Origin of the sequence: Oceanotoga sp. (genome assembly GCF_030445905.1) — a bacterium.
Lineage (GTDB): Bacteria > Thermotogota > Thermotogae > Petrotogales > Petrotogaceae > Oceanotoga > Oceanotoga teriensis.
The window spans coordinates 1-24,350 of record NZ_JASUSU010000016.1; the positions used below are offsets into that span (position 1 = coordinate 1).

Sequence of the window (24,350 nt, forward strand, 5' to 3'; positions counted from 1 at the left end):
ATAAAAAGTCGGTTTACCGACTTTTTATATTATTTGTACTCCTAATCTTGACATTTCTGAAGATATGTTTAAATAGACTATTTGATTTGCATCTGAATAATTACTTGAAATATATGAACCATCATCTCTTTGAAATAATCCTTCAAAATTTTTTAAGTTTAATTCTCCTATATGGTTTAATACCAATCCAACTTTTTTTGGTAGTTTTACGGTTAATGAGGTTATTTCTAAATCCAAATCAATTATAGAATCAGTAAATTCAGATGGAATTATTATTATTTTTGATGCAGTAGATTTTAATTTCATATTTTTCAAATAAATATCTCTTAAATCAAAGAATATTTCAGATACTGATACATTTGATTTGATTTCATATTCTTTTTGTTTTTTTATCTTTAAATTCATAAAAGCTTTTTCTGGTATTTTTATGTTTGATACTTTCAATTTATTTTTTAATTTTAAGGCAGATTCATCTTCTTTGAAATCCATATTAGATCTAAATATATCTTTATTTATTTCACTTTTTAATTTAAAAAGTTGTTCTTGATTATTTGAATTTAAATTAAATTTTGTCCAATCTACATCAAAAGATATTTTTTTTAATTCATTTATGTTATTATCAGAAAATTCCATAATGTTTTTTTCTATTTCATGGTGTTTTTTAGATTTGAATAAAAATTTTCCACTTGATAATATATTTGCCAATCCATAACCTATAAAATATGAAGCTATCATTAATAATACTATTGGCCAAAATTTTAATTTTTCTGGAAATAATTTAAAAGCATCCATTACGAGTATAAGACCAAATAATAAACTTCCTATATATTCTCCTTTGATTTTTTTGAAAATTCTCATACCTGATACTATAAGACTTATACCTATTATTAATTCTATTATTACATTAAAAGATATGGTTAATTTGAATACAATTCCTAATAATATTATTCCGCCTATTAGGATAGAAATTATTCCACTTATCACTTGATTTCACTCCTTTCTGGAATAAAAGAGGATATTCCAGTTGCTAACAGGTAAGAGCCTATTATAACAAGAATAAATTCCCAAAAATTAAATTTTAGATTAAATAAATTTAATGAATCAAAGAAAAGTATTGTACCAGATGTTAAACCAAATATTATTTTTTTTACTAAAGATTTTATATGAGTTTTTTTAAATACTTTTTTTTCAACATAGTTTATAGATTTTTTAGAAATATTTTTAGCCATTGAAGGTATTTCAGAATCTTCTAAATCTTCACGAGCATTTCTTAATTCTTCTTCAATCTCAATTTTTTCTTCTTCAGATATATTCGAAACATTTATTCCATTTATATGAATTTTTGAGAATGTTTTAGGAATTAATCCGCTAATTATTAGCATTAAGGATATTATCAATTCGAATAATCTCCAAATTGTAAATTGAAAATCAAAAAATACCGTTAGAAAAATAAGAATTCCTATCGTTATTAAAATCAAGGAAATCTTTTTCATTTTTGTACCCCCCTATCGTCCAAAAACTTTTTAGCTTCTTCTTCTTTGTAACCTAATTGTTCAAGAAGTTCGATTGCGAAAGTTTTGCTTATCTTTTCAGATTTTAGTAATTCAATAATTTTTTGCTCTTCTTGAGTCAACATATTTATATTTTGTATTTCATTTTCTACAGACAAATCTTCTTCTGAATTAGAATTTATAAAATCAGAATTTGAATTCGATAATTTTTTCTGTTTTATTCTTACGTCTCCAGTAATTATTTTTATTTTTAAATTTCTATTAATCCCATAATCATTGTTCAAAGTTATATTTGATTTTAGTGAAGACGCCATAGATATAGATTTTTTTAGATTTATAGGAGTTTCTCCTTCTATACTTATTGTTGCATCACCAGTTATTACTTTGATTTCACTTTCTTTAAAATTTTTTGTTAAATAATCTATTTTAAGATCACCAGTTACAAGTGAAGCCATTATTTTATTTATTTTTGTATTATTTAATGAAGTATCTCCAGTGGTCATTTTTAAATAAGCATCTTTGATCTCACTATCTTTTACAGATAAATCGCCTGTAGTTAAATTACAATTCAATTGTTCAAGATTTAATCCAGATATTATCATATCGCCAGCAATTAATTTAGTTTTTAAATTTTTTATTTTTATATCTTTAACATTTAAATCACCAGCAGTTGCCTCAATTTCAAGAGATTTTACATTTTCATTTATAAATAAAGTTATATCAATTGTTGAATTAAACCCAAAATCAAATATCCTATCTATAATATTTCCATTTCTTTTTTCATTAGAAAATTCTAAAAATAATTCATTACCAAATTCTTGAATATCATATAACACATTGTCTCCTGAATCAAAAACAATTTTATTTATATCATTTGAAGATTTTATTGTTATATCAGCACCTTTGTGTTTTATACTTAGTACTATTTTTTCATAATTTTTTAAAATTAGTTCTTGTTCCATTATAATCCCCCCGTTATTTTTTATTCTAAATTAAAGATAATTTCTGTCCCATCTTCAGTGTTTATAGTAGTTTTCTCGTCATCCATTTTGTCAATCGATTCGAATATATCTTTTGTTATATTTGCAGCTTCTTCACTATCAAAACCGTTATTTTTTAGATTTTTAGGTATTATACGTTTCATCAATTTTATCATTGAAATTGGTAATTTTAAAGAAACTTCATCTTTCCCAGGGGATTTTATAATCAGTCTTAGATATTTTTTTGTATAGTTATTTCCTGAATTAAAGTTCGGTTCTATAAGAGTTTCTAATAAATCAGTAGCTTCATCTATTGTAAGCTTTTCATCTCTAAACATAGAAAGTATTTTTTTTATATCTTCCTTCATTTTTATTCCCCCCTATATTTTTTTAATATTTGTTTAGCTTCTTCTGGAGTTATTTCACCCTTTTCAATTTTTTCAAGAATTTCTAAAGTTTTTTTCCTATTATCATTTTCTGAGGAATAACCTAAAGCTTTTATTAATTCTTCAAGTCTTGCTTTTGCAGTTGGATAAGATATATTTAATTCTTTTTGAAGTTCAGATAAATTTCCTCTTGATTTTATAAAGATCTTTAAAAATATCAATTGTTCATCTGATAATTGTGTGAATTCTTCGATTTCAAAACTTCCTGTTATTTCTGTATCGCATTTTTCACATCTGTATTTTACTATTTTTAATGGGCCATTGCATACGGGACAAGTCGTTAGTCTCCTTTTATACATTTTCTCACCTCCATAATAAAATTATAATTTAAAAAATTAAAAAAGTCAAGTATTGTTTTAAAATTTTTTAGTTTTTTTCTATTTTTTATAAAAATAATTATTTTAATTATAATTTTTTTAAAATTATAATCATTGTGTTTATATTAACAATTTTTTTATAATAAATAATGAATGAGAAATAATAATATAGTATTATTAAATTAGTATTTGAAGGAGGTTATAAATGAATAAATCATATGATAATTTAAAAAATTCTATAATATATGAAATTTTCGTTAGAAATCATTCTAATCCTGGAACTTTTAATGATATTTATTATGATCTTGAAAGAATAAAGAAATTGGGAGTTGATATAATTTCTTTTATGCCAATATATCCAGTTGGTAAAAAAAATAGAAAAGGAACTTTTGGAAGTCCTTATTCAATAAGAGATTATTATAGTGTTAGTCCAGAATATGGTGGAATGAGTCAGTTCAAAAAAATTTTAAATAAAGCTCATGAATTAGAAATGAAAGTTTTTATAGATATAGTGTTTCATCATACTTCTTTAGATTCGATTTTATATGAAGAACATCCTGAATGGTTTTTGACGGATGAAAAAGGAAATCCAAAGAGAAAAATAGAAAATTGGTATGATATTGTAGAACTTGATTTTTCTAATTCTGATCTCATAGAATATCTTATCAAAAATCTTGAGTTTTGGGTAGATAATGGGGTAGATGGTTTTAGATGTGATACAGCTGGTTTAATACCCATTACTTTTTGGAAAAAAGCAAGATCTATTATAAATTCTAAAAAAAATATTATCTGGATTGCTGAAACATTTAGAATGAAAGATTTAAGAATGTTTAGGGATAGAAATATTGAAGTTTATTCTGATATAGAACTTTCTAAAGTTTTTGATGTTACTTATGATTATGATGGTTTTGAATATATAGAAGACTATTTTAAAGGATTAATAAATTTTTCATATTATATCAATCATTTAAATGTTCAAAAAGCTATTTATCCTTCAAAAACTCTTAAATTAAGATTTTTAGAAAATCATGATACTTGTAGAATTTGTTCGATTTTTAGTGGTAAAAATATTGTAAAGAATTGGACTATTTTTTATTGTTTATTACCTGGCCCTTCTTTGATTTTTTCGGGACAAGAAATAATGTCAAAAAAAAGTTTAAAATTATTTGATAAAAATTCAATAAGATGGGAAGAGGGAGATTATGAATTTTTAAGTTATTTTAAAAAAATGATAAAAATAATCAAAGATATAAAAGAAAAATGTGATATTTTCAATATTCATAGTATAGTAGAAGGTGTTTATTTAATTGAATGGAAATCAAAAGATGAAAAATACTATATCATTGTTAATCTTGAGAATCGAAAAGGTTGTGTTCCGATAAACTTTAAGTTTGAAGGTTTTGATATAATTAATAATTGTGATATTGTTGTTGATAATTTTTATGAAATTAAAAACTTACCAGAAATTTTTAAAATAAGGCCTTGAGGCCTTATTTTACTTTATATTTTAAACAAAAAGTGTTATAATTTTCAAGAATAAAAAAATAATTTGGAGGTGAACCTTTTAATGGGTTTTTTTGATAAATTAAAAGAAGGTCTTTCTAAAGCGAGAGATAATTTCTTTGGCGGAATTAAAACTTTATTTGCTGGCAGAACTTTAGATGATGAAGTTTTAGAAGAACTCGAAGAAATACTTATAATGTCTGATATGGGATATGAAACAGCAAATAAAATATTAACAGAACTTAAAATAAGATATAAGAAAGACGAAGTTGAAGATCCTTTAATATTGTTAAGAGATATAATGACTGAAAATCTTGAAAAAGAAAATTTTGAAGAAAATCCAAATAAGAAACCTTATGTTATATTTGTTGTAGGTGTTAATGGCAGTGGAAAAACTACTACTATAGCAAAAATTTCAAAAAAATATGTTTCAGCTGGAAAATCTGTTGTATTAGCGGCAGCTGATACATTTAGAGCGGCAGCTATTGAACAACTTAAACATTGGGGGAATAAAGTAGGGGCAACTGTTATAGCTCATGAACATGGTTCTGATGCTGCAGCGGTTGTTTATGATTCTCTTGCACATGCAAAAGCTAAAAATAAAGATGTGGTAATAATTGATACAGCTGGACGTCTTCATACAAAATCAAATTTAATGGAAGAATTAAAAAAAATTAAAAGAGTTATAGAAAAAGAAATACCAGGAGGATCAGATGAAACTATTTTAGTTTTAGACGGTACTACTGGTCAAAATGGTATCCAACAAGCTTTAGCTTTTAAAGAAGCTGTGGATATTACGAGTGTTGTAGTTACTAAATTAGATGGTACAGCAAAAGGTGGTATAGCTTTTTCTATAAATAATCAATTAAATATACCAATTAAAATGATAGGTGTTGGTGAACGTGAAGATGATCTTCAAATGTTTGAACCAAAAAATTATGTAAATGCTTTATTAGGGGTTGAAGAATAAGATGGATTATTGGAAGGACACTACTGAATGTCCAGTTTGTAAAAATACTTTTATGTATTCAAAGGTATCTACTGCAGCTATTTCTGTTAAAAGTTATGATAAAGATTTAAAACCTAATTATAATGGACCAAATCCATTAAAACATAGTATAATAACTTGTCCAAATTGCTTCTTTACTTTTAATGAAAAAGATGTTAAGGATATTCATAAGTTTATAAATGATAGAAATTATTCTAAAATAAAAGATTTTTTGAGTAAACTCGATAAGGATGATTTTTTTGAAGTAAATAACTATGAAGATAAATCTAATAATTTTTATAAACAACAAATAGTTTTAGCTTCTGAAATATATTCGATTTTAGACCTTCCTTTTGAAGTTGGAAGGTTACTATTAAAACTTTCTTGGCAATATAGAGATGATGGAGATGAAGGAAGAGAGCTTAAGATATTAAATGATGTATTAAAAATAACTCTTAATTATTTTGAAAAGGCTCTTGACAATAGAGACACTATTTTTTCACTTTTTTATACAGGGTATATTTATTATAGATTGGGAGATAAAAAAAATGCTGCTAAATATTTAGATAAACTTTTTAGAATGTTTAAGGATAGTAAGAGTCCATACATAAGAGCTGCAAAAGATTTAAGAGGTGAATTAGAGTGAAAAAAATTTATTTTTTATTAATTATAGTATTGAGTTTGTTTTTATCTAGTTGTTCTTTTCAAAGTGCCGATGAACAAAATAAATTACCGAATGAAGAACTCACAGAAATAAAGAGTACATTGAAATCATTAGAAATTCAATTAACAAGGTTGGAAGAAGATCTTAACAAATTATCGGATGAATTTTATCAGAATAAAAGAAAAAGCAGTTATGATTATAATGTAATAAGCGATCTTAAATCACAATTTTCTGGAATTTCTAAAAGATTAAATTTAATAGAAGGTTTAATAATTGATGGTGAAGAGGCGAAAGATGTTGAAAAACTTTTAGCTTTAGATGATAGAGTAGACAATATAGAAAAATCTATGACTAATCTTGAAAGTGGTGGAACATCTGAAAATCCTTCTCAAGTTTTTTCTAAAATAACTGATTTAGAAAAGAAAATAACTGATTTAGAAAAAAATTATACGAGTTTATTTAATAATGATGATAATATTTTTATTTTAGATAGCCTTCAAAATATTAATGATAGGGTATCAAAATTAGAGAATTCTAATAAAGATATGAATGGAAATTTTGTTAACTCTGATGATTTTAAAAATTTAATACAAAAAGAGTTAAAAAATGTAGATTTAAATAAAGATATAGATAAAATAATCGAAATTAAAACCGAACAAGCTGTATCTAAGTTTTATTATAAATCTCAAAGTGATACGATTATAAAAGTAAAAGAATTAGAAGATAAGCTTAATAAAGTTGATAATAATGTAGAAATTTTAACTAATAATTTTGATAAAGCATTATCTTCACCCCCATCTAATTTAGATGAGAAATATAAAACAAAAATAGATGATTTAGAGAAAAGAATAAATGCGGCTATTTATACATTGGGAGATGAAGAGTTTAAAAGTATATTTGAAAATACTGATGAAATAGTATATAAAGTTAAATCAGGGGATACTTTAAGTCAAATAGCTAAAGCTTTTGGACTTGGAAGTAATGGTGTTGATTTAATCGCTAAAGCAAATAATTTAATAAATGCTGCATATTTAAAAGTAGGTCAAGAACTTATAATACCTATTGGAAATATAGAAAAATATATTAATTGGCCTTTAAAAGCTACTAATCAGTCTGCTTTTGAAAGAATTGCTGTTAAATTTGGAGATAGAAATTCTATGAGTATATCTCCTGGTATAGGTATAAAACCAATTAAAGATGAAAGAATTTACCCTATTTTACCTGGAAAAGTAGTAGAAACAGGTTCATCAAGTAATGGAAATTGGTATGTTAAAATAGATCATGGTAGTTCTATAGTCAGCGTAGTTAGAAATATAAGTACCATATATGTAAAAGAAGGGGTTTGGGTAGATAACGAAACTTCTTTGGGACTAGTAAAAAAAGATTCACTTGTTATGCTTGAACTTTGGAAATCAGGTGAACCTAAAGATCCTTTAAAATTATTTTTTAGAATAAGAGGAGATTATAAAGCAACATACTATACAGAATGGGATGATAAATTAGTATATTCTCCAACTTTTCGTTTAACAAGATCTGGTAAAAAACCTGAAAATTGGAGAACTATAGCAGCAGATCCAGAAGAATTACCCCTTGGAACTGTTGTTTATATACCAGAACTAAAAGATATGCCGAATAATGGTTTTTTTGTAGTTGAAGATACTGGTGGGAAAATAAAAGGTAATAAAATTGATATATATGTAAATGATGTCAGAAAAGCTCAAAAAACATCTGATGTAACGATATATGTCGTTGGAAAGATTTAGGAGGGATGAAACATGGCCTTGACTGTAAAAAGTTCTTATGCTTTAAGAGCTTTGTTTGAATTAGCACTCTTGAATAAAGAAGGTATAAAAAAAGTGTCAATTGCTGAACTTTCGAAAAGACAGCAAATACCACGTGATTTTTTAGAAAAAATATTTTCTGAATTAAGAGATGCTGGAATTTTAAAATCAATAAGAGGAAGATATGGTGGATATGTTTTGCTAAAAGATCCAAAAGATTTAAGATTAAGTGAAATTGTAAATGTTTTAGATAAGCCTTTACAATCGTATGATTGTGTTAGTGGTGAATGTAGAGTTGAAATTGATTGTGCTGTTGAATTTGTATGGAAAAGAGTTCATAATGTTATGATGCTTGAACTTGATAAAATGACTCTGCAAGACATAATAAGATATGGTAAAGAAATTTCTAAGTTAGGAAGTGGTGATGAAAAAAATGGGTCGTAGAGCTTTAATGCTAATGAGTGGAGGAGTAGACAGTTCAGTAGCTGCTCATATTTTAAAAAAAGAAGGTTATGAAGTTATAGGTGTACACTTTAAAACTGTTGATGATATTGTTTTTTCTATGATACCTGAAAAAAAGAAGGTTTGCTGTAGTCCTTCTGATACTATTGATGCTATGAAGGTTGCTAAAGATGTTGGGTTAGAAGACTTTAAAATTATTAGTATAAAAGATGAATTTGAAGAAAAAATAATAAAATATTTTATAAATGAATATAAAAAAGGGATTACTCCAAATCCTTGTATACTTTGTAATAGATTTTTTAAGTTCGGTAAAGCTATTGAATTGGCTGATGAATATAATTGTGATGTTGTAGTATCTGGCCATTATGTTTTAAGTGAATATTCAGAAAAGTATGGAAAATATGTTATAAAAAAAGGTGTAGATAATTATAAAGACCAATCATATTTTTTATCATATGTTAAACAAGAGTATTTACCGAGACTTTATTTTCCACTTGCAAAATTGAAAAAAGATGAAATAAGAAAAATTGCCGAAGAATTAAATTTAATCGTAGCTCATAAACCTGATTCACAAGAATTATGTTTTATTCCTGATAACAATTATAAAAGATATTTAAAAGATAGAGGAATAGAGGTTGGAGAGGGAAAAGTATATGATTTAGATGGAAATCATATAGGTACTCATACTGGATATACAAATTATACAATAGGTCAAAGGACTGGTATGACATTTTTTAAATCTCCTAATATGAAATTACATGTTTATAAAATAGATTCTCAAAATAATAGTATTATAGTAGCTCCCACAAAAAAACTTTATTTTAAAGGACTTATAGCTAAAAAATCTAATTTTTTTATAGATTTTGAAAAAATAGAAGCTGTTTGTAGAATTAGAAAAAAAAGTGAAGAAATGAAATCTATTATAACAAAGATAGACGAAAAATCTTTTAAAGTAGAATTTGAAGAACCTATTTTTGCGGTTACTCCAGGACAATTTGCTACTTTTTATGATGAAGATGGAATTGTATTGGGAACTGGGATAATAGATTCTTATTTGGAGGATTAAAAATATGCAAAAAAGAATAGCTGTTTATCCAGGAAGTTTTGATCCTATTACTTATGGCCATATAAATCTTGTTAAGAGAGCTGCTGAAAGATTTGAAAAACTTAATGTTGTTATTATGAATAATTCAGAAAAAAGATGCTTATTTACTCTTGAAGAAAGAGTTGAAATGACTAAAGCCAATTTATCACATATACCGAATGTTGAAATAGATACTTTTTCAGGATTATTGGTGCAATATTGTAAATTAAAAGATATTTCTACTGTAATAAGAGGTTTGAGAGCCGTTACAGATTTTGAATATGAATTGCAAATGGCAAATGGAAATAGATCACTTATGCCACAATTAGAAATATTTTTTCTGATGTCTGATGTAGCTCATTCATTCATTTCATCTTCTATGGTAAAGGAAGTTGCAAGGTACGATGGAGATGTTAGTACATGGGTTTCACCATTAGTAGAAAAAAAGCTTAAAGAAAAATTTAGAAAAAATTAAAATTTAAAAAGTGTTAATTAAAATTTTTAATACTTATTGAAATGGAAATAATAATGTGATAGAATATATTGGTTGAAATCATTAACACGCGCAAGGAGGGACTTTTAGATGGCTGTAAGTACGGAAATGATAAAAGAATTAAGAACAGCTACAGGTGCAGGTATGTTAGACTGTAAAAAAGCACTTGAAGAAACTAATGGTGATTTAGATAAGGCAATTGAACTTTTAAGAAAAAAGGGTGCTGCAAAAGCAGCTAAAAAAGCTCATAGAGAAACTAAAGAAGGAATTGTTTATTCTTATATTCACCACAATGAAAAAATGGGTGTTTTATTATTTTTAGGTTGTGAAACAGATTTCGTTGCTAAAACAGATGATTTTCATGAATTAGCACATAAAGTAGCTCTTCAAATTGCTTCTATGAATCCAAAATGGATATCAAGAGAAGATGTTCCAGAAGAAATAATAAATAAAGAAAAAGAAATATACGCTGAAGAATTAAAGAGTTCTGGAAAACCTGAACATATTATTGAAAAAATAGCTGAAAATAAAGTTAATAAGTTCTATGAAGAAAATTGTCTTTTAGAACAGAATTATGTTTTTGGTGATGGTGAAAAAATAGGTGAACTTATCACTGCTGCCATTGCTAAGATTGGTGAAAATATAAAAGTTGAAAAATTCTCAAGATTCTCAGTAGAAGATTAATTGATATAGGGGGTGGTGTTTTTGTCACCCCCTTTTTTTATAATTTACTGGAGGTATAGAAAATATGTATAGAAGAGTTCTTTTGAAACTTAGTGGTGAAGTATTATCTGGTGAAGGAAATAAAGGATTTAACGATGATGCGGTTAAATATTTAGCTTCTGAAATAAAGAAAGTTTCTCAACATGGAATGAATATTGGTATGGTTGTAGGAGCTGGAAATATATTTAGAGGTAAAGAGTTAAAAGGTGTTACAAATAGTATTGCTGATCATATAGGTATGTTGGGAACGGTTAGTAATGCTCTGTATTTAAAAGACTACTTTGAAAAGATTGGAATAAAAAGTGTTGTTGTTTCTCAGATAGTTAAACTTCCTTCAGTGAGATCAATTCATTATGATGATATAGAATTATATTTTAATTCAGGTTATGTAGTTATTTTTGCAGGAGGTACTTCAAATCCTTTATTTACAACTGATACAGCGGCTGCTTTGAGAGCTGTTGAAATGAAAGCAGAAGTACTTATAAAAGCAACTAAAGTAGATGGAATTTTTGATAAAGATCCTAAAAAGTTTACAGATGCTGTGAAATATGATACAATTACATATGATGAAGCAATTTCTAAAAATTTAAAAGTTATGGATACAGAGGCATTTGCTATATGTCAAAAGTATAAGATGCCTATTAGTGTTATTAATTTCTTTGATAAGGATAATCTTTTAAATGCAGTTATGGATAAAAAAATTGGAACGAGAGTAATTCCTTGATGATATAAAGCTCAACAGGAGGTGTTTGTGCATGTCATACTTATACGACGAAATCGTGTCAGTAAAGGCAAGAGAAGTATTAGATTCTAGAGGTAACCCAACAGTAGAGGCAGAAGTTATGTTGGCAAGTGGTGCTGAAGGTAGAGCAATAGTTCCATCAGGAGCTTCAACAGGTATATTTGAAGCTTTAGAATTGAGAGATGGAGACAAATCAAGATTTATGGGTAAAGGAGTTTCAAAAGCTGTCGCAAATGTTAATGATGTTATAGCTGAAGAATTAGAAGGTTTAAACGCTTTTGATCAAGCTTTAATAGACCAAGTAATGTTAGATTTAGATGGAACTGAAAATAAAGAGAAATTGGGTGCAAATGCTATTTTAGCTGTGTCATTAGCTGTAGCAAGAGCAGCATCTGATTCTTTGGAAATACCTTTATATAAATATTTAGGTGGTCCAAATGCTAAAGTCCTTCCAGTACCTTTGATGAATATTGTTAATGGTGGAGAACATGCAGATAATAACTTAGATATTCAAGAATTTATGATAATGCCTGCTGGATTTAACAAATTTTCAGATGCTTTAAGAGCAGGAACAGAAATTTTTCATAATTTAAAAAAATTATTACAGGAAGCTGGCCATCAAACAGCAGTTGGAGATGAAGGTGGATTTGCTCCTAACTTTGATTCAAACGAAGAAGCTTTACAGTTCATAGTAAAAGCTGTAGAAAAAGCTGGTTATAAACCTGGTGAAGAGGTATTTATTGCATTAGACTGTGCAGCATCAGAATTTTATAATTCAGACAACAAAACATATCATATTGATGGAAAAGATTTATCTTCTTCAGAACTTGCAGATTACTATGAAGGATTAATAGATAAATATCCAATAAAATCTATAGAAGATCCATTTGATCAAGAAGATTGGGATGCTTATACAGGATTTACTGCTAAGGTTAGAACTAAAGCTCAGGTTGTTGGTGATGATTTATTTGTGACCAATGTTAAAAGATTACAAAAAGGTATAGATTTAAAATCAGCAAACTCTATATTGATAAAATTGAATCAAATAGGTTCTTTAACAGAAACTTTTGATGCAATAGAATTAGCTAAAAAATATAATATGACAAATGTAATTTCTCATAGATCTGGAGAATCAGAAGATACATTCATAGCAGATCTTTGTGTAGCAACAAATGCAGGATTTATAAAAACAGGTTCTTTATCAAGAACAGATAGAATTGCTAAGTATAATCAATTATTAAGAATAGAAGAAGAATTGGGTTCTGTTGCTCAATTTAAAGGTTTAGATTCTTTTTATTCAATAGATAAATAAACAATTCCCCCTATAAAAAGGGGGTTTTTTTATTGAAAAATTACTTGAGGTATTTTATATTTAGGATGAATTATGATTTCAGCTTTAAAATTATATATATCTTCTATTATTTTTTTTGTTATAACTTCATTTGGTGTTCCATCTTTTATTATTTTTCCATCTTTCATTATTAATATTCTATTAGAATAAAGACTTGCAAGATTTATATCATGAAATACAGATAATATAGTTAAATTTTCTTTTTGACTTAAATTTTTTATTATATTTAAAAGATACTGTGTATGACCAGGATCGAGATGAGAAGAAAATTCATCTAAAAGGAGTATTTTAGATTTTTGAGCAAAAGCTCTTGCTACCATGACTCTTTGTTTTTCGCCACCAGATAAATTAGAAAAACTTTTTTCTTTAAATTTATAAGTATCTGTTTTTTTCATGGAATTGGATATTATGTTTTCATCTTCTTTATTTTCTGTAAAAAAATCAAATTTTTTTGAATAAGGTAATCTGGAAGTTTCCACAATACTTTTAACAGAATAATCAAAAATAGTGTTAAATTCTTGAGGAACAACGGCTATCAATTTTGAAAGTTCTTTCAAATTTAAGGATTTTAAATTTTTAGAGTCTATAAATATATTTCCATATTTTAAAGGAAGAATTTTAGATATTAATTTTATTAAAGTTGATTTTCCAGCCCCATTAGGTCCAATTATTGATACAATTTCTCCGTTTTTTATATGAAGATTTTTAATATCTAAATTGAATCCATTTCCATAATTAAATTTTATATTATTTATTTGAATCATAATTTTTTCCCTCTTTTTTTCATAACATATATAAATAAAGGCGCTCCGATTATAGAAGTTATTATTCCTATTGGAAGTTCGGAAGGAGCAAAAATTGTTCTGGATATAAAATCACTTATAGTTAAAAAAATTCCACCCGATAATATAGATATTAAACTAGAAATTAATGAATATGGTCCTTTAATTTTTCTTACAAGATGTGGTATTATTAATCCAACAAACCCTATTATTCCAGATTTTGAAACAGCTATAGATACAGCAAATATATTTGTTAAAATTAGTATCATTTTTATTTTTTCTGGATTTACACCAGAATATATTGCCATATCATCACCCATAGATAAAACATTTAATTCTTTATTATAAATTATTATTACGATAGTTTGTATTAATAATACTACAGTCAATATAAATATATCTTCCCATGTAATAGAAGCTGTACTTCCCATGAGCCATATATTTACATGTATTAAATTTCTCCAAAACATTACTGTTATTAATGTTGTAAATGCATTGAACAAAAAACTAACTATTACACCACTTAATATTAAAGATAATACGGGAAATTTTTTCCCTTCTTTTGCCAACATAAATACTATGATTGCAGATATTATAGAAAATATGAAAGAAAAAGTTTCTAATCCAAAAAATAAATGTAATCCTAATATACCAGATAAAGCCGTATAAATTACAGCTCCAAAAGAGGCTCCAGAAGATATTCCAAGTATATAAGGGTCTGCAAGAGGATTTTGAATTATTAACTGTAATATATTTCCAGATAAAGCTAAAATACCTCCAATTATAAAACTACCTAAAATTCTTGGTAATCTCAAATCCATAATGAGTAATTTATATGTAGAATTTTCTTGATTAAGGAATAATGTTTTTATTACTTCTTTTAATGGAATATTTACACTTCCCAAAGAAGTAAAAATTATTATAGATATAAAACTTATTATCAAAAGAATAAACAGGAGAGGTATAATCCTCTTCCTGTTTTTAATTTTTTTTATAGTCATTTTGACTCCTTTATTATTTCATATATTGATTCTAATGCTTCTATTAATGAAGGTGATGCTTGTGAAGCTTTATCATTATTAATTGAAAATATTTTGTTGTTTTTAACAGCATTTACATTTTTAAATTGAGAAGCTGATTTTAAAGTTTCAATTCCAGAATTATCTCCCATAAAATAAGAAGGAACAATAATTATATCTGGATTTTTAGAAACTATAAATTCTGGGCCAACAGAAAGCCAACCATTATTTCCAGTATATGGTGAAGCAACATTTAAACTACCAGCGATTGATAGTAATTCATTCATAAAAGAACCTGTTCCACTTGTCCAAATTGATGAAATATTTTGACTTGAAATCATTGCATACATAACAGTTGGTCTTTCTGACCAAGTAGATGTTTCTTTAGAAATATTAAGCATTCTTTCTCTTAAATTTTTTGATAATTTTATTGCTTGTTCTTTTTTATCAATTATAGTTCCTATTAAAACTGTGTCTCTTATTATATCATTTATGGATAATGGGTTTATAACTATAGTTTTTATATTATATTTTTCTAATCTTTCAAGTTCTTTTTCTTGGAATCCACCAGATATAAATACAATATCGGGATTTAAGCTTATTATTTTTTCAAGATTCAAAGGTGTCATATTTCCTATTTTTTCAGCTTCAATGTTATTATCCCAATCAGTAACGCCTACAACAAGATCTTCTGCATTTAAATGTTTCAAATAATCAGATACAGCTGGTGCAGCAGAAATTATTCTCTTAATATCTTGGTCTATTTTTACAGGTCTTCCAAGATCATCTATTATTGTAAATGATGATAAAGCTATAATTCCTACTAATAACAATAGAACAATACTCAATGCTTTTTTCATTTTTGCTACCTCCCGTAATAATTACGCCAAGGTAAAAACTAACTCCAAACACTTTGGCGCGAAGTGCTTGAATTTTTAAAAATTATAAATAAAGTATCCCGACTTATGAGTTATATCCTCCAAATTACCCTTCCCGATTTTTTAATCAGTGGTATGTAATTTTTTGTCCTCAATCACGGTGGCGCGACCGTATTAGATTTTCACTAATTTCCTTTATTTATTATTTATATATTTTTTTTTAAAATACTTGACCAAATCCAAATTCAAATTTTCCTTTTAAATTTTTGTCCCAACCATATTCAAATCTGATTTGACCCAGTAAAGGAATGTTAAATTTTAAACCAGTTCCAAAAGACCAAATATTATCATTCAATATATTATTTAAATTATTTGAAGTATTTCCATTATCATAAAAAGCATATATATCAATCGGTACTGGATTTTTTAATAGTTCATAAGCTAACTCAGTATTAAATAAATACATATTATTACCTTGTTTAGAAGATAAACTATATCTTCTTACACTATTCATTCCGCCAACTGAATAATTGAATAAGGAATAAGGATCATTAGAGAATCCGATTTTTAATCTTGTTCCAAAAGTAAATTTATAGAAACTTGTAAAATATTTACCTTCTAAAGTATTACCAGTATAATATTGATCTGTGTTATTTAGATTTAATCCTCCAAAAACTCTTGTTGAAAAATATTCTCCCGAATAAGGTCTATATGGATTATCTAATCTGTTTAATTTGTAACCAATACCAGTAGAAAGTCTTTTTATATCATTTGATTTTAATTTTTGATAATAGTCATAGGATAAATCGGTTGTTATATATGAAAAATCTGAAAATTTGAATGAAGGTGAAATAGAAAATGATAAATTATTTGTTATAGAAGCACCTAAAGTTTCTACATATTCACCATTTGGTACTGTTAGATATGATGTGCTTAATCCAAGATCTATATCTGTTTTAAAGATTTTTGATACATTATAATTTAATCCGAATTTATATTTATTATTCAAAGGATTTAATTCAGTGTTTAGTCCAAAAGTTTGACCATAACCGAAAGGATTTGGAATATAAAAACTTAAAGTTCCTGCAAATCCATAATACCAATCTTTTACATCTGGCATAGACCAAGTTAATCCACCAGCTATCTTAACAGCATTTGTTCTTTCATGTGGATGAATCTCAAAGTCAACAGAATCTTCTGACATTGAAATAGGGTTTATATCAACACTTTGGAAAAAACCTGTTCCAGTGAATGCTCTATAGGTATCTTGTAATTTATTTAGATTTACAACTTCATCTTTTTTTAATTTTATTAAATCATCTATTATATAATCTTGGGTTTTTGCCGTAGCATCTTTTGTTATTTTTATATTACCTACTTTTTTCTCATTAAAATTATATATTAAATCATTATTTTTGTCTATATTTACTTTTGTATCAACAAATAAGAATCCTTCTTGTGTATATAATTTATTTATTACATCTAAAGATTTTAAAATATCTAAATTAGAAACAGTTGAGTTTTCTGTTATTATTTCTGATACCTTTTCATTTAATCTAAAACTTTCGATAGAATCATTACCATTATACTTTATTTTATTTATTTTGGTATTATCATCTATAACTCTTCTTAATTTTCCATCTAGTACAAGATTTAATTCTCCACCCAAGGATTCTTCTATATCTACGGGTTCCCATTTTATAGAAGTTTCTTCACTAAAATAAGGTAATGAAGCTATAGAAGACATCAAACCCTGTAATTTTTTTATATCTGGATATGATTCTTTTAATTTTGGCCTAAACAGGAAAAATTTATTTTCATAGTCTTTTCTAAATTTAAAATTTAGATCTTTCTTTACTTTTTCTTTATCTAATTGGGCATATTCGCCTTCTAATTTCAAATCCCAGAGTTTATATTCATTTATTATGAATAATAAAGTATTTTCATCATATTTGTTATTGTTAATTTCTGTTGCTTCAAGTGTTACTTTATCACCTAATAATTTAATATTAGAACTTATTTCTATAGTACTATAATCATTATTCGTATAATATAAATTTATGGAATTGAGTGCTTTTTGAAAGTCATATACATTTAAAGGAATATCTGTTTTTAAATTTAAATAATCTTTTAAATCTTTTTTATCGACAAATCCATCACCATATACTTCTATTTCAATATTTTTGACTATTGGATTTGGATTTATTATTAATTTTAAATTTCCATTTTCTTCGTCTAATTCATAAGAAAGCGAATTGAAAAAGCCGAGATTATTTACTTGTTTCATTGCTAATTTTATGTCTATATCTCCAACATAATTTCCGATTTTTATATCATAATTATTCATAATATTATTTATATCTGTAGCAGCATAAGATATATCTGTACTATACTCTATTGAATTGAGTTTTGTTATTGAGAATGAAAGAGTCAATAAAGATAATATAAAGATCATTAGAATTGATTTTTTCATTAAAATCCTCCTTTTAATTCTTTTTCTAAATTATAAATATTTTGTTTTATCTGTAACATAAATTTAGGAGTATCATATATATTTTCAAATGAGTTTTTTAATTGTTTTGTATCTATTTCATATCCATCATCTAAAAAAGTTCTTTTTATATACCAATTTATTTTAGAGTCGAGATATATAACAAAATAAAGAGCATTTGAAAGATCTCCTAATGGTTGGCAATCAATATTAGTTTTTACAAAAGTTGCATTTACAGTTGTACCATTGTTTGGTTTTGTTTTGATATTAAAACTACCACCCGTTAATTCACAAGAGAACTTTAAAAAAGGCAATCCCATGCCAATTTTTTTCTTCCTCTCTTTTTTTGTAGTATAAAAAGGAGTAAGTGCATTGTTCAATTCTTCTGAATTCATCCCTATTCCATAATCTTTAACTTCGAAAGAAAAAAAATCTTTGCTTTCGATAATAATTAATTTACATTCTTTTGAATTAGACCTTACAGCGTTTTCGCATATATCTATTATATGATCAGAGATTGTTTCTAATGTGGCCATACTGGTTTCACCTTACCATTATAGAGTGATTTTTTAAGTTCGTCAAAAGTTCTTGATTCACATTCTAAAATACAAGATGGATTTTTTAACTGATCTGGAAAATGAGAATCATTACCATAAATAAATCTTTTGTAGCCAAGTTTTTGTGCTTTTATTAATTCGTCTTCATTTTTTACTTCTACTGCATCGAAATCTAATTCTAAAGGAAGACCAAGTTGATATATAAGTCCAAAAGCTCTAAATATATGTGCCGGATATATTATTGATTTAAATTTTTTAGATAAATTATAAACTTCTTCAACAGTTAAGTTTGAAGAGCTTCCAAGATATGGAGAGCTTTTGATATCTATAAATTCTGATTTTTCATCGACTAGTATTTGATATCCTAATTTTTCTGGGTCATAATTTTTTATTATTAGAGTATTTTCAATTATTTTTGAGAATTTTATACACTCTTTTATATATTTAAAATAGATTATGATATGGACTTCTTCAGATGTTTGAACTTCTATTCCGGGAATTAATTTTATTCCAATTTTATTTAATTGAAAATTAAAAGAATACATATTTTCAGCAGAATTATGATCAGTTATTGAGATCCAATCTATTGAACTTGAACTTAAAATATCATTATATATTTCAGGAGTCATAGTTATATCAGCACAGGGTGAAAGAACTGTATGATTATGAAAGCAGCAATTATATTTATTCATTTTTTAGAAGATTATATATTTTGCCAGCAGTTTCAAAAGCATCATTTTCAGAAATTAAAAGAGAAATATCCATTTCTTCTGCTTTTTTAATTGTTTCTTCAAGATATTTTCCTGGTTTAGGCAGTACAATAGCCTTTGCACCTACTACTTCTGCAACTGCGATTATATTTTGATGAGTTTGATGAGTTATCCATATACAATCTTTTTTTGCGTCTCTCATCACTTCACTCAATAAATCTCCTATATGGCCAGATATTATATCTGTATCTGTTTTTGATGAATAGATAATTTTTAGATCTAATTTTTCTATCATATTTTGTAGAGTCACATTTTATTCCCCCTTATTGAAATAAAATAGCATTTCTAATTTTACTCCTTTTCCAGAACTTGAAATTAATGTCATTCTATCTGAAAATCTTTTCATATTTGGAAGACCCATTCCAGCTCCAAATCCTTTTTCTCTAACATTTTCAGTAGCTGTAGAATAACCTTCTTTTAGAGCAGAATCTATATCTTCTATACCTTTTCCAAAATCTTCGATAAATACTTTAATTTTATCTTTTTCTGTCCAACAATATAATATTCCATTAGACTCTGAGTGAATTACAACGTTTGCTTCTGCTTCATATGTAGAAATAGATATTTTTCTTATCAATTCTGGATTAATATTTTTAGAAGTTAAAAATTTTTTTAATTTTGTTGCGGCTATTCCTATCATTTCTACAGATTTATAATCTATAGAATATTTAAAGTCATATCCTTCAGTTTCAAAATTTTCTCCAGTTATAGAAGATACATAATTTTTATTTAAAACTTTATCCCTTCTTTCATCATGAACATATATATAGCCAAGCTTTTTAAACATCCATTCTAATATATCAATTTTTGTTACCACGCCAACGACTTTTTTCTTAGAATTTATTACAGGATATCGTCCAAATTTCTCATTTTTATTTAGTTCTAAAAAAGTCATAATTGTATCTTCTTCATTTAAAAAAATTGGTTTTTTTGTCATCCATTTTTCGACACGTTCTTCTAGACTATTATTTTCAATTACTCTTATTATATCTTCTATACTTAAAATTCCGCTTAGAGTTAAATCTCTTTTTATAACAGGCATTCCAGATATTCCTTTTATTCTCATTATTTCTTTAGCGTATTTTAATTTAGTTTCGCCAGTGACTAAAATTGGTGGAGTGGTCATAATTTCATTTATTAAAGTGTTAGAAAAAACTTTTGATAATGTACTCACTAATTTATCAACTTCATTTTTATTTTCTAACATAATTGATCATCCGTTCCCATAGCATCTTTAATTCCACTTTTGAATAAAATCGCGCATGCCATATACATAGAAAGGGAGGATTTTATGATACAAACCTCTAAATCCTCCGCTATTTCTTTTAAATTTTCTGGAATTTCTTTTCCCCTAACAAATATTATTCCTTTTGCACCTATTACAGCAGCTGTGGTGATTGTTTGAGGACTTGTTAAGCCAGTTATTAAGAACATATTTTCTTTTGAAAAGGCAAGAAAATCGCTCATTAAATCAGAAGCTCCGGCATATTCAATATTAAAGTTTTTAATACTTTCAGGTAAAACTATGGCAGATCCTTTAACAATTTTAATTAACTCTTGTATATTCAAAGTATCATCTCCTTATAAGAGATCTCCTGTATAATTATGGTTTATAAAAGCTTCAAAACTCCATGGACAAATTTCTTTTACTATTTCAGCCATTGCTCTTGCATATTCTTGTATTTCCCATTGAGCATGAGAATCAGCTCTCAGATTAAAAAAATGAAATAAAGCTCTTAAATTAGTTGTTAAATAGAACTCTGTATATTGACCAACTGGTAATACCATTCTCGCCATTTCTCTTGCAACACCTTTATTTAAAAGATTATTATATATATTATAAGATTCCATATAAGCATTTTCTATTAAATTTATACATTCTTGTGAAAGTTCAGAGTTTTCTATTTTTATACTACCCTGTTTATTTTCTTTATCAGGAGTTCTTATATGATCTGGTATATAAAATTCATCAGCTTGTTTTGAAGTATATCTCCTTGAAATTTCGTTTGGAGACATTCCAATCCTATGTCTAAACCATTGTCTAACAATAAATATAGGTGCTTTTACATGAAATGTAAAACTTATATGTTCAAATGGTGAAAAATGAGAATGTTTTAAAAGATAGTTAATTAATTTTTTATCTCTTTCATCTGTAGAAATTTCTTGACCATAAGAAACTCTTGCTGCTCTTACAGCAGATCTATCATTTCCCATTTGATCTATTAAAGTTACAAACCCTTTGTCAAGTATTTTGATTGTTTTTTTCTGATTCTCCTGCATCATTATTTTCTTCATCCTTTCTTTTGTTTTTTTTAAATTTATTTATATTCAATAATAATATTCCAAATATTATTACGAATAAACTTAATGGAATTATATATGAGAACAATCCTGTTATTTTTGTTTCCTTGTCTATTTCTTTGAGGAGTTTTATTATTTCAGGGTCATTATTTTTGTAATAAAGAGCTTTTTGTAAATATAATCTCGATATTAATTTATCTTTTGAAGTTTTATAATATTCCATTCCAATCTTTCCTAAAGAATTAGGATTTTTTTCATCATATTCTAAAGATTTTTTATAATTATTAATTTTTTGAGTTGAAGTACTAGATATATCTCCAAGAATTTCATAAGTAGAAGATAATATTGATTTTTTATTTGAATTATTTATCAACCATTCAAGAATATTTCTTGTTATGTTTTCTTTTTCCATTTCTTGAAAAGCTTTTGCAAAAAGAATCATTGTTTTTTCGTCTTTTTTGTTTAAAGTGGTATACACAGAATATAATTCTTCTATTTTATCATATCTTTGAGATTCATAACTTAAACGAACTATTAATTGGCTCAATTTTATATTATCTCTATTATTATTGTACATTTTTTCTAAATTTTCATAAGCTTTTGAAGGATTTGAATTTATTTTTGAATACCATTGTATAATACTTTTATAGTATACTGTAAATGGTGACTCTCCATTTAATTTTTCGATTTTTTCTATAGATTCCATTATTAGTTTTTCTTTTGTTGCATTATATTCTTCAGTTAAAGATTTATAAGCAAATTCTATGTAAAAAGCATTTATTATGACAGAATCTTTATATAGTTTTGATAGTTCATAAAGTTTTTTTTCAGGGATATTTATTTGATTTGGTAATGTTTCTGATAATATGTTTAAAACAGCAGATTCATCTGCAGAAAAATCATTATATATTCTTGCTCTTAATAAATTAGCAGTATTTTTGTATTCTTCATTTGAAGTTTCCAAAAATTTTAAATATAAACCTAATGTATTCAATTTATTGTTTTCTTGATTTATTAGAGAATCGGTATCGAATATTTGTAAATATTGTTCAAGATCTCCTCCAAATATTACTATATTGGATATAATTAATAAAACTATTATTAATTTTTTCAAAAGTTTATTCCTCGCTTTCATTGTAACCTTTCATAACTATTTTATCTTCATGAACTAAAAAAATAGTTTTTGTGAGTTCGGTGTTTGGAAAAAATTTTTTCTTATGTACTATTAATTCAGAACCAGGATATAGAATTTCTTTTACTATTATTTTTCCACCAAATTTTGAATTTTGAATGGCTTTTTTTATTCTATTTAATTTTAATTCATTTTCTCCGAGTGCAGCTTTTAATTGTTTTGCTGTTTCCAAGCTTTTTTTATATTGCATCATCTTGTTTTGATCTAATTTGTTTTCTTTTTTCAATTTCATCAAACCTTTTAATATCAAACTTAATTTTCTTAAATTTTCTATATCTATAGCTATTTGAGATTCTATGATAGTGAGTTCTTCATTTAAAGAAGGTGAAACACCAACTTCTAAAGTAGTTTTTACATTCATCTTACTTCCAATATATGAAGCTTCTATTAATTGACCTGCAGTTATTACACCACCAGATATTCTACCATTTTTATCTTGAACTATTACTTTATTTCCAGATTTTATATTTGAGTTAATTATAGACTGAGTTACATTTATTTTTTCTTCTACGTCTAAATTGGCATTTTCTATATAATTTACAAATATTTCTCTACATTTAATTATTCCTTTTCCAGCACCTTTTATTCCATTAGCTTTTATATTTCCGCCAGCAATTAAAGTAGCCCCTTCGACTATTCCAGTTATTTCTATGTCATCATCAGCTTCAATTACAAATCCTGGCATTACATTACCATTTACTATAACTGTTCCAGGAAATCTAACATTTCCAGTTGAATAATCTATATCTCCATCTATTCTATGTATTTGTGAAACATCAATATAATAACTTAAATCATTTTCTTTATTTAATATTAATTCGCCAGAGACAAAAGCTATTATTAAATTTTCATTTATTAAAGCATTTTTACCTAGAGTAACTTTAACAGCTTCTCCATCAAGACCTTCTATTTCATTTCCAAATATATCCATCCCGCTTTGACCTTTTGAAGGTGGAATTATTTTTGCAATTATTTCATCTTTTTCTATAGATATTATGTTAGATCTTTCTTTCATATTTATATAATCTTGTGAAATTTCAGTTTTTTTCTTTTTTACTACCATTTCTAAACTGCCATTTCCACCTTTTTTAGGACCTATTCCATAGGCAACAGGGTATTCACGATCATATTGAGGATCAGCAGTCATATCATTTATTATGTTTTCTTGAATTCCATATTTGACTTTATTTTCATTAAGAAATGCAAGAATTTCATTTTTTGAGACATGCTTTCCATCATCTGTCATAGTTATTGTAGCAAGCATATTATCCCCTGAGCTTTTAAAATTTAATTTAGCCATAACATCCCTCCGCAA

At 26.2% G+C, this 24,350-nt stretch carries 27 protein-coding genes and 1 riboswitch; of the genes, 10 read left to right on the forward strand and 17 right to left on the reverse strand.

The window, feature by feature from the left end; genetic code table 11:
• Positions 1–24 precede the first annotated feature (24 nt).
• Genes PWP28_RS06295 through PWP28_RS06315 form a run of 5 tightly spaced genes read right to left on the reverse strand, consistent with a single transcriptional unit; the run spans position 25 to position 3,236 of the window.
• Positions 25–984 carry a hypothetical protein gene (locus tag PWP28_RS06295; RefSeq protein ID WP_308644433.1) on the reverse strand — a complete coding sequence of 320 codons (960 nt, stop codon included), beginning with the start codon at positions 982–984 and terminating at the stop codon, positions 25–27.
• Positions 981–1,493, reverse strand: a complete 513-nt coding sequence (locus PWP28_RS06300) for a hypothetical protein (protein ID WP_109603795.1) — start codon at positions 1,491–1,493, stop codon at positions 981–983. The genes PWP28_RS06295 and PWP28_RS06300 overlap by 4 nt, the downstream gene beginning before the upstream one ends.
• On the reverse strand, positions 1,490–2,473 hold the full coding sequence (locus tag PWP28_RS06305; protein ID WP_264149899.1) for a DUF4097 domain-containing protein: 984 nt from the start codon (positions 2,471–2,473) through the stop codon (positions 1,490–1,492). Before PWP28_RS06305 ends, PWP28_RS06300 begins: the two co-directional genes overlap by 4 nt.
• A gap of 20 nt (positions 2,474–2,493) precedes the next feature.
• A complete protein-coding gene (locus tag PWP28_RS06310; RefSeq protein WP_109603797.1) occupies positions 2,494–2,859 on the reverse strand; it encodes a hypothetical protein in 366 nt (121 codons plus the stop codon).
• A 2-nt stretch (positions 2,860–2,861) separates the two neighbouring features.
• Entirely contained in the window at positions 2,862–3,236 is a 375-nt protein-coding gene (locus tag PWP28_RS06315; protein ID WP_109603798.1) for a DUF2089 domain-containing protein, read from the reverse strand.
• 223 nt (positions 3,237–3,459) lie between these two features.
• On the opposite strand from PWP28_RS06315, the gene PWP28_RS06320 reads away from it, so the two are divergent.
• The 10 genes from PWP28_RS06320 (at position 3,460) to eno (ending at position 13,006) form a co-directional block, all read left to right on the forward strand.
• The gene (locus PWP28_RS06320) at positions 3,460–4,740 is read left to right on the forward strand and encodes an alpha-amylase family glycosyl hydrolase (protein WP_109603799.1); all 1,281 of its coding nucleotides are present in this window, start codon (positions 3,460–3,462) and stop codon (positions 4,738–4,740) included.
• Positions 4,741–4,821: 81 nt separating this feature from the next.
• Entirely contained in the window at positions 4,822–5,727 is a 906-nt protein-coding gene (gene ftsY / locus PWP28_RS06325; protein ID WP_109603800.1) for a signal recognition particle-docking protein FtsY, read from the forward strand.
• Position 5,728: 1 nt separating this feature from the next.
• A complete protein-coding gene (locus PWP28_RS06330; RefSeq protein WP_264149901.1) occupies positions 5,729–6,391 on the forward strand; it encodes a DUF2225 domain-containing protein in 663 nt (220 codons plus the stop codon).
• Positions 6,388–8,172, forward strand: coding sequence for a 3D domain-containing protein (locus PWP28_RS06335; RefSeq protein WP_308644434.1), 1,785 nt, complete (start codon positions 6,388–6,390; stop codon positions 8,170–8,172). The genes PWP28_RS06330 and PWP28_RS06335 overlap by 4 nt, the downstream gene beginning before the upstream one ends.
• A gap of 12 nt (positions 8,173–8,184) precedes the next feature.
• The gene (locus tag PWP28_RS06340; protein ID WP_109603803.1) at positions 8,185–8,634 is read left to right on the forward strand and encodes an Rrf2 family transcriptional regulator; all 450 of its coding nucleotides are present in this window, start codon (positions 8,185–8,187) and stop codon (positions 8,632–8,634) included.
• Positions 8,615–9,718, forward strand: a complete 1,104-nt coding sequence (mnmA, locus tag PWP28_RS06345) for a tRNA 2-thiouridine(34) synthase MnmA (protein WP_264149903.1) — start codon at positions 8,615–8,617, stop codon at positions 9,716–9,718. The genes PWP28_RS06340 and mnmA overlap by 20 nt, the downstream gene beginning before the upstream one ends.
• A 4-nt stretch (positions 9,719–9,722) precedes the next feature.
• Positions 9,723–10,211, forward strand: coding sequence for a pantetheine-phosphate adenylyltransferase (gene coaD, locus PWP28_RS06350; protein WP_308644435.1), 489 nt, complete (start codon positions 9,723–9,725; stop codon positions 10,209–10,211).
• A 108-nt stretch (positions 10,212–10,319) separates the two neighbouring features.
• On the forward strand, positions 10,320–10,913 hold the full coding sequence (tsf, locus tag PWP28_RS06355) for a translation elongation factor Ts (RefSeq protein WP_109603805.1): 594 nt from the start codon (positions 10,320–10,322) through the stop codon (positions 10,911–10,913).
• A 64-nt stretch (positions 10,914–10,977) separates the two neighbouring features.
• A complete protein-coding gene (gene pyrH, locus PWP28_RS06360) occupies positions 10,978–11,676 on the forward strand; it encodes a UMP kinase (RefSeq protein WP_109603806.1) in 699 nt (232 codons plus the stop codon).
• Positions 11,677–11,707: 31 nt separating this feature from the next.
• Complete coding sequence (gene eno / locus PWP28_RS06365; RefSeq protein WP_109603807.1) at positions 11,708–13,006, forward strand: phosphopyruvate hydratase; 1,299 nt, start codon at positions 11,708–11,710, stop codon at positions 13,004–13,006.
• Between the two features lie 29 nt (positions 13,007–13,035).
• On the opposite strand, the gene PWP28_RS06370 is transcribed toward eno, so the two are convergent.
• The 12 genes from PWP28_RS06370 to PWP28_RS06425 form a co-directional block, all read right to left on the reverse strand.
• Complete coding sequence (locus tag PWP28_RS06370) at positions 13,036–13,809, reverse strand: ABC transporter ATP-binding protein (RefSeq protein WP_109603808.1); 774 nt, start codon at positions 13,807–13,809, stop codon at positions 13,036–13,038.
• Complete coding sequence (locus PWP28_RS06375) at positions 13,806–14,828, reverse strand: iron ABC transporter permease (RefSeq protein ID WP_240597470.1); 1,023 nt, start codon at positions 14,826–14,828, stop codon at positions 13,806–13,808. The genes PWP28_RS06370 and PWP28_RS06375 overlap by 4 nt, the downstream gene beginning before the upstream one ends.
• Positions 14,825–15,706, reverse strand: a complete 882-nt coding sequence (locus PWP28_RS06380; RefSeq protein ID WP_308644436.1) for an ABC transporter substrate-binding protein — start codon at positions 15,704–15,706, stop codon at positions 14,825–14,827. The genes PWP28_RS06375 and PWP28_RS06380 overlap by 4 nt, the downstream gene beginning before the upstream one ends.
• A 91-nt stretch (positions 15,707–15,797) precedes the next feature.
• Positions 15,798–15,921, reverse strand: a riboswitch (cobalamin riboswitch).
• A 23-nt stretch (positions 15,922–15,944) separates the two neighbouring features.
• Positions 15,945–18,197, reverse strand: a complete 2,253-nt coding sequence (locus tag PWP28_RS06385) for a hypothetical protein (RefSeq protein ID WP_308644437.1) — start codon at positions 18,195–18,197, stop codon at positions 15,945–15,947.
• Positions 18,197–18,751, reverse strand: a complete 555-nt coding sequence (locus tag PWP28_RS06390; RefSeq protein WP_264149905.1) for an ATP-binding protein — start codon at positions 18,749–18,751, stop codon at positions 18,197–18,199. The genes PWP28_RS06385 and PWP28_RS06390 overlap by 1 nt, the downstream gene beginning before the upstream one ends.
• A complete protein-coding gene (locus PWP28_RS06395) occupies positions 18,739–19,401 on the reverse strand; it encodes a hypothetical protein (RefSeq protein WP_240597472.1) in 663 nt (220 codons plus the stop codon). The genes PWP28_RS06390 and PWP28_RS06395 overlap by 13 nt, the downstream gene beginning before the upstream one ends.
• A gap of 55 nt (positions 19,402–19,456) precedes the next feature.
• Positions 19,457–19,792, reverse strand: a complete 336-nt coding sequence (locus PWP28_RS06400) for an iron-sulfur binding hydrogenase (RefSeq protein WP_109603813.1) — start codon at positions 19,790–19,792, stop codon at positions 19,457–19,459.
• Between the two features lie 3 nt (positions 19,793–19,795).
• Positions 19,796–20,749 carry a CBS domain-containing protein gene (locus PWP28_RS06405; RefSeq protein WP_308644438.1) on the reverse strand — a complete coding sequence of 318 codons (954 nt, stop codon included), beginning with the start codon at positions 20,747–20,749 and terminating at the stop codon, positions 19,796–19,798.
• Positions 20,743–21,111, reverse strand: coding sequence for a hypothetical protein (locus PWP28_RS06410; protein ID WP_109603815.1), 369 nt, complete (start codon positions 21,109–21,111; stop codon positions 20,743–20,745). The genes PWP28_RS06405 and PWP28_RS06410 overlap by 7 nt, the downstream gene beginning before the upstream one ends.
• 12 nt (positions 21,112–21,123) lie before the next feature.
• Positions 21,124–21,822 carry an FAD-dependent thymidylate synthase gene (gene thyX, locus PWP28_RS06415; protein WP_264149907.1) on the reverse strand — a complete coding sequence of 233 codons (699 nt, stop codon included), beginning with the start codon at positions 21,820–21,822 and terminating at the stop codon, positions 21,124–21,126.
• Positions 21,785–22,957 carry a hypothetical protein gene (locus PWP28_RS06420; protein WP_158274745.1) on the reverse strand — a complete coding sequence of 391 codons (1,173 nt, stop codon included), beginning with the start codon at positions 22,955–22,957 and terminating at the stop codon, positions 21,785–21,787. Before PWP28_RS06420 ends, thyX begins: the two co-directional genes overlap by 38 nt.
• 4 nt (positions 22,958–22,961) lie before the next feature.
• The gene (locus tag PWP28_RS06425; RefSeq protein ID WP_109603818.1) at positions 22,962–24,335 is read right to left on the reverse strand and encodes a DUF342 domain-containing protein; all 1,374 of its coding nucleotides are present in this window, start codon (positions 24,333–24,335) and stop codon (positions 22,962–22,964) included.
• Between the last annotated feature and the right edge of the window lie 15 nt (positions 24,336–24,350).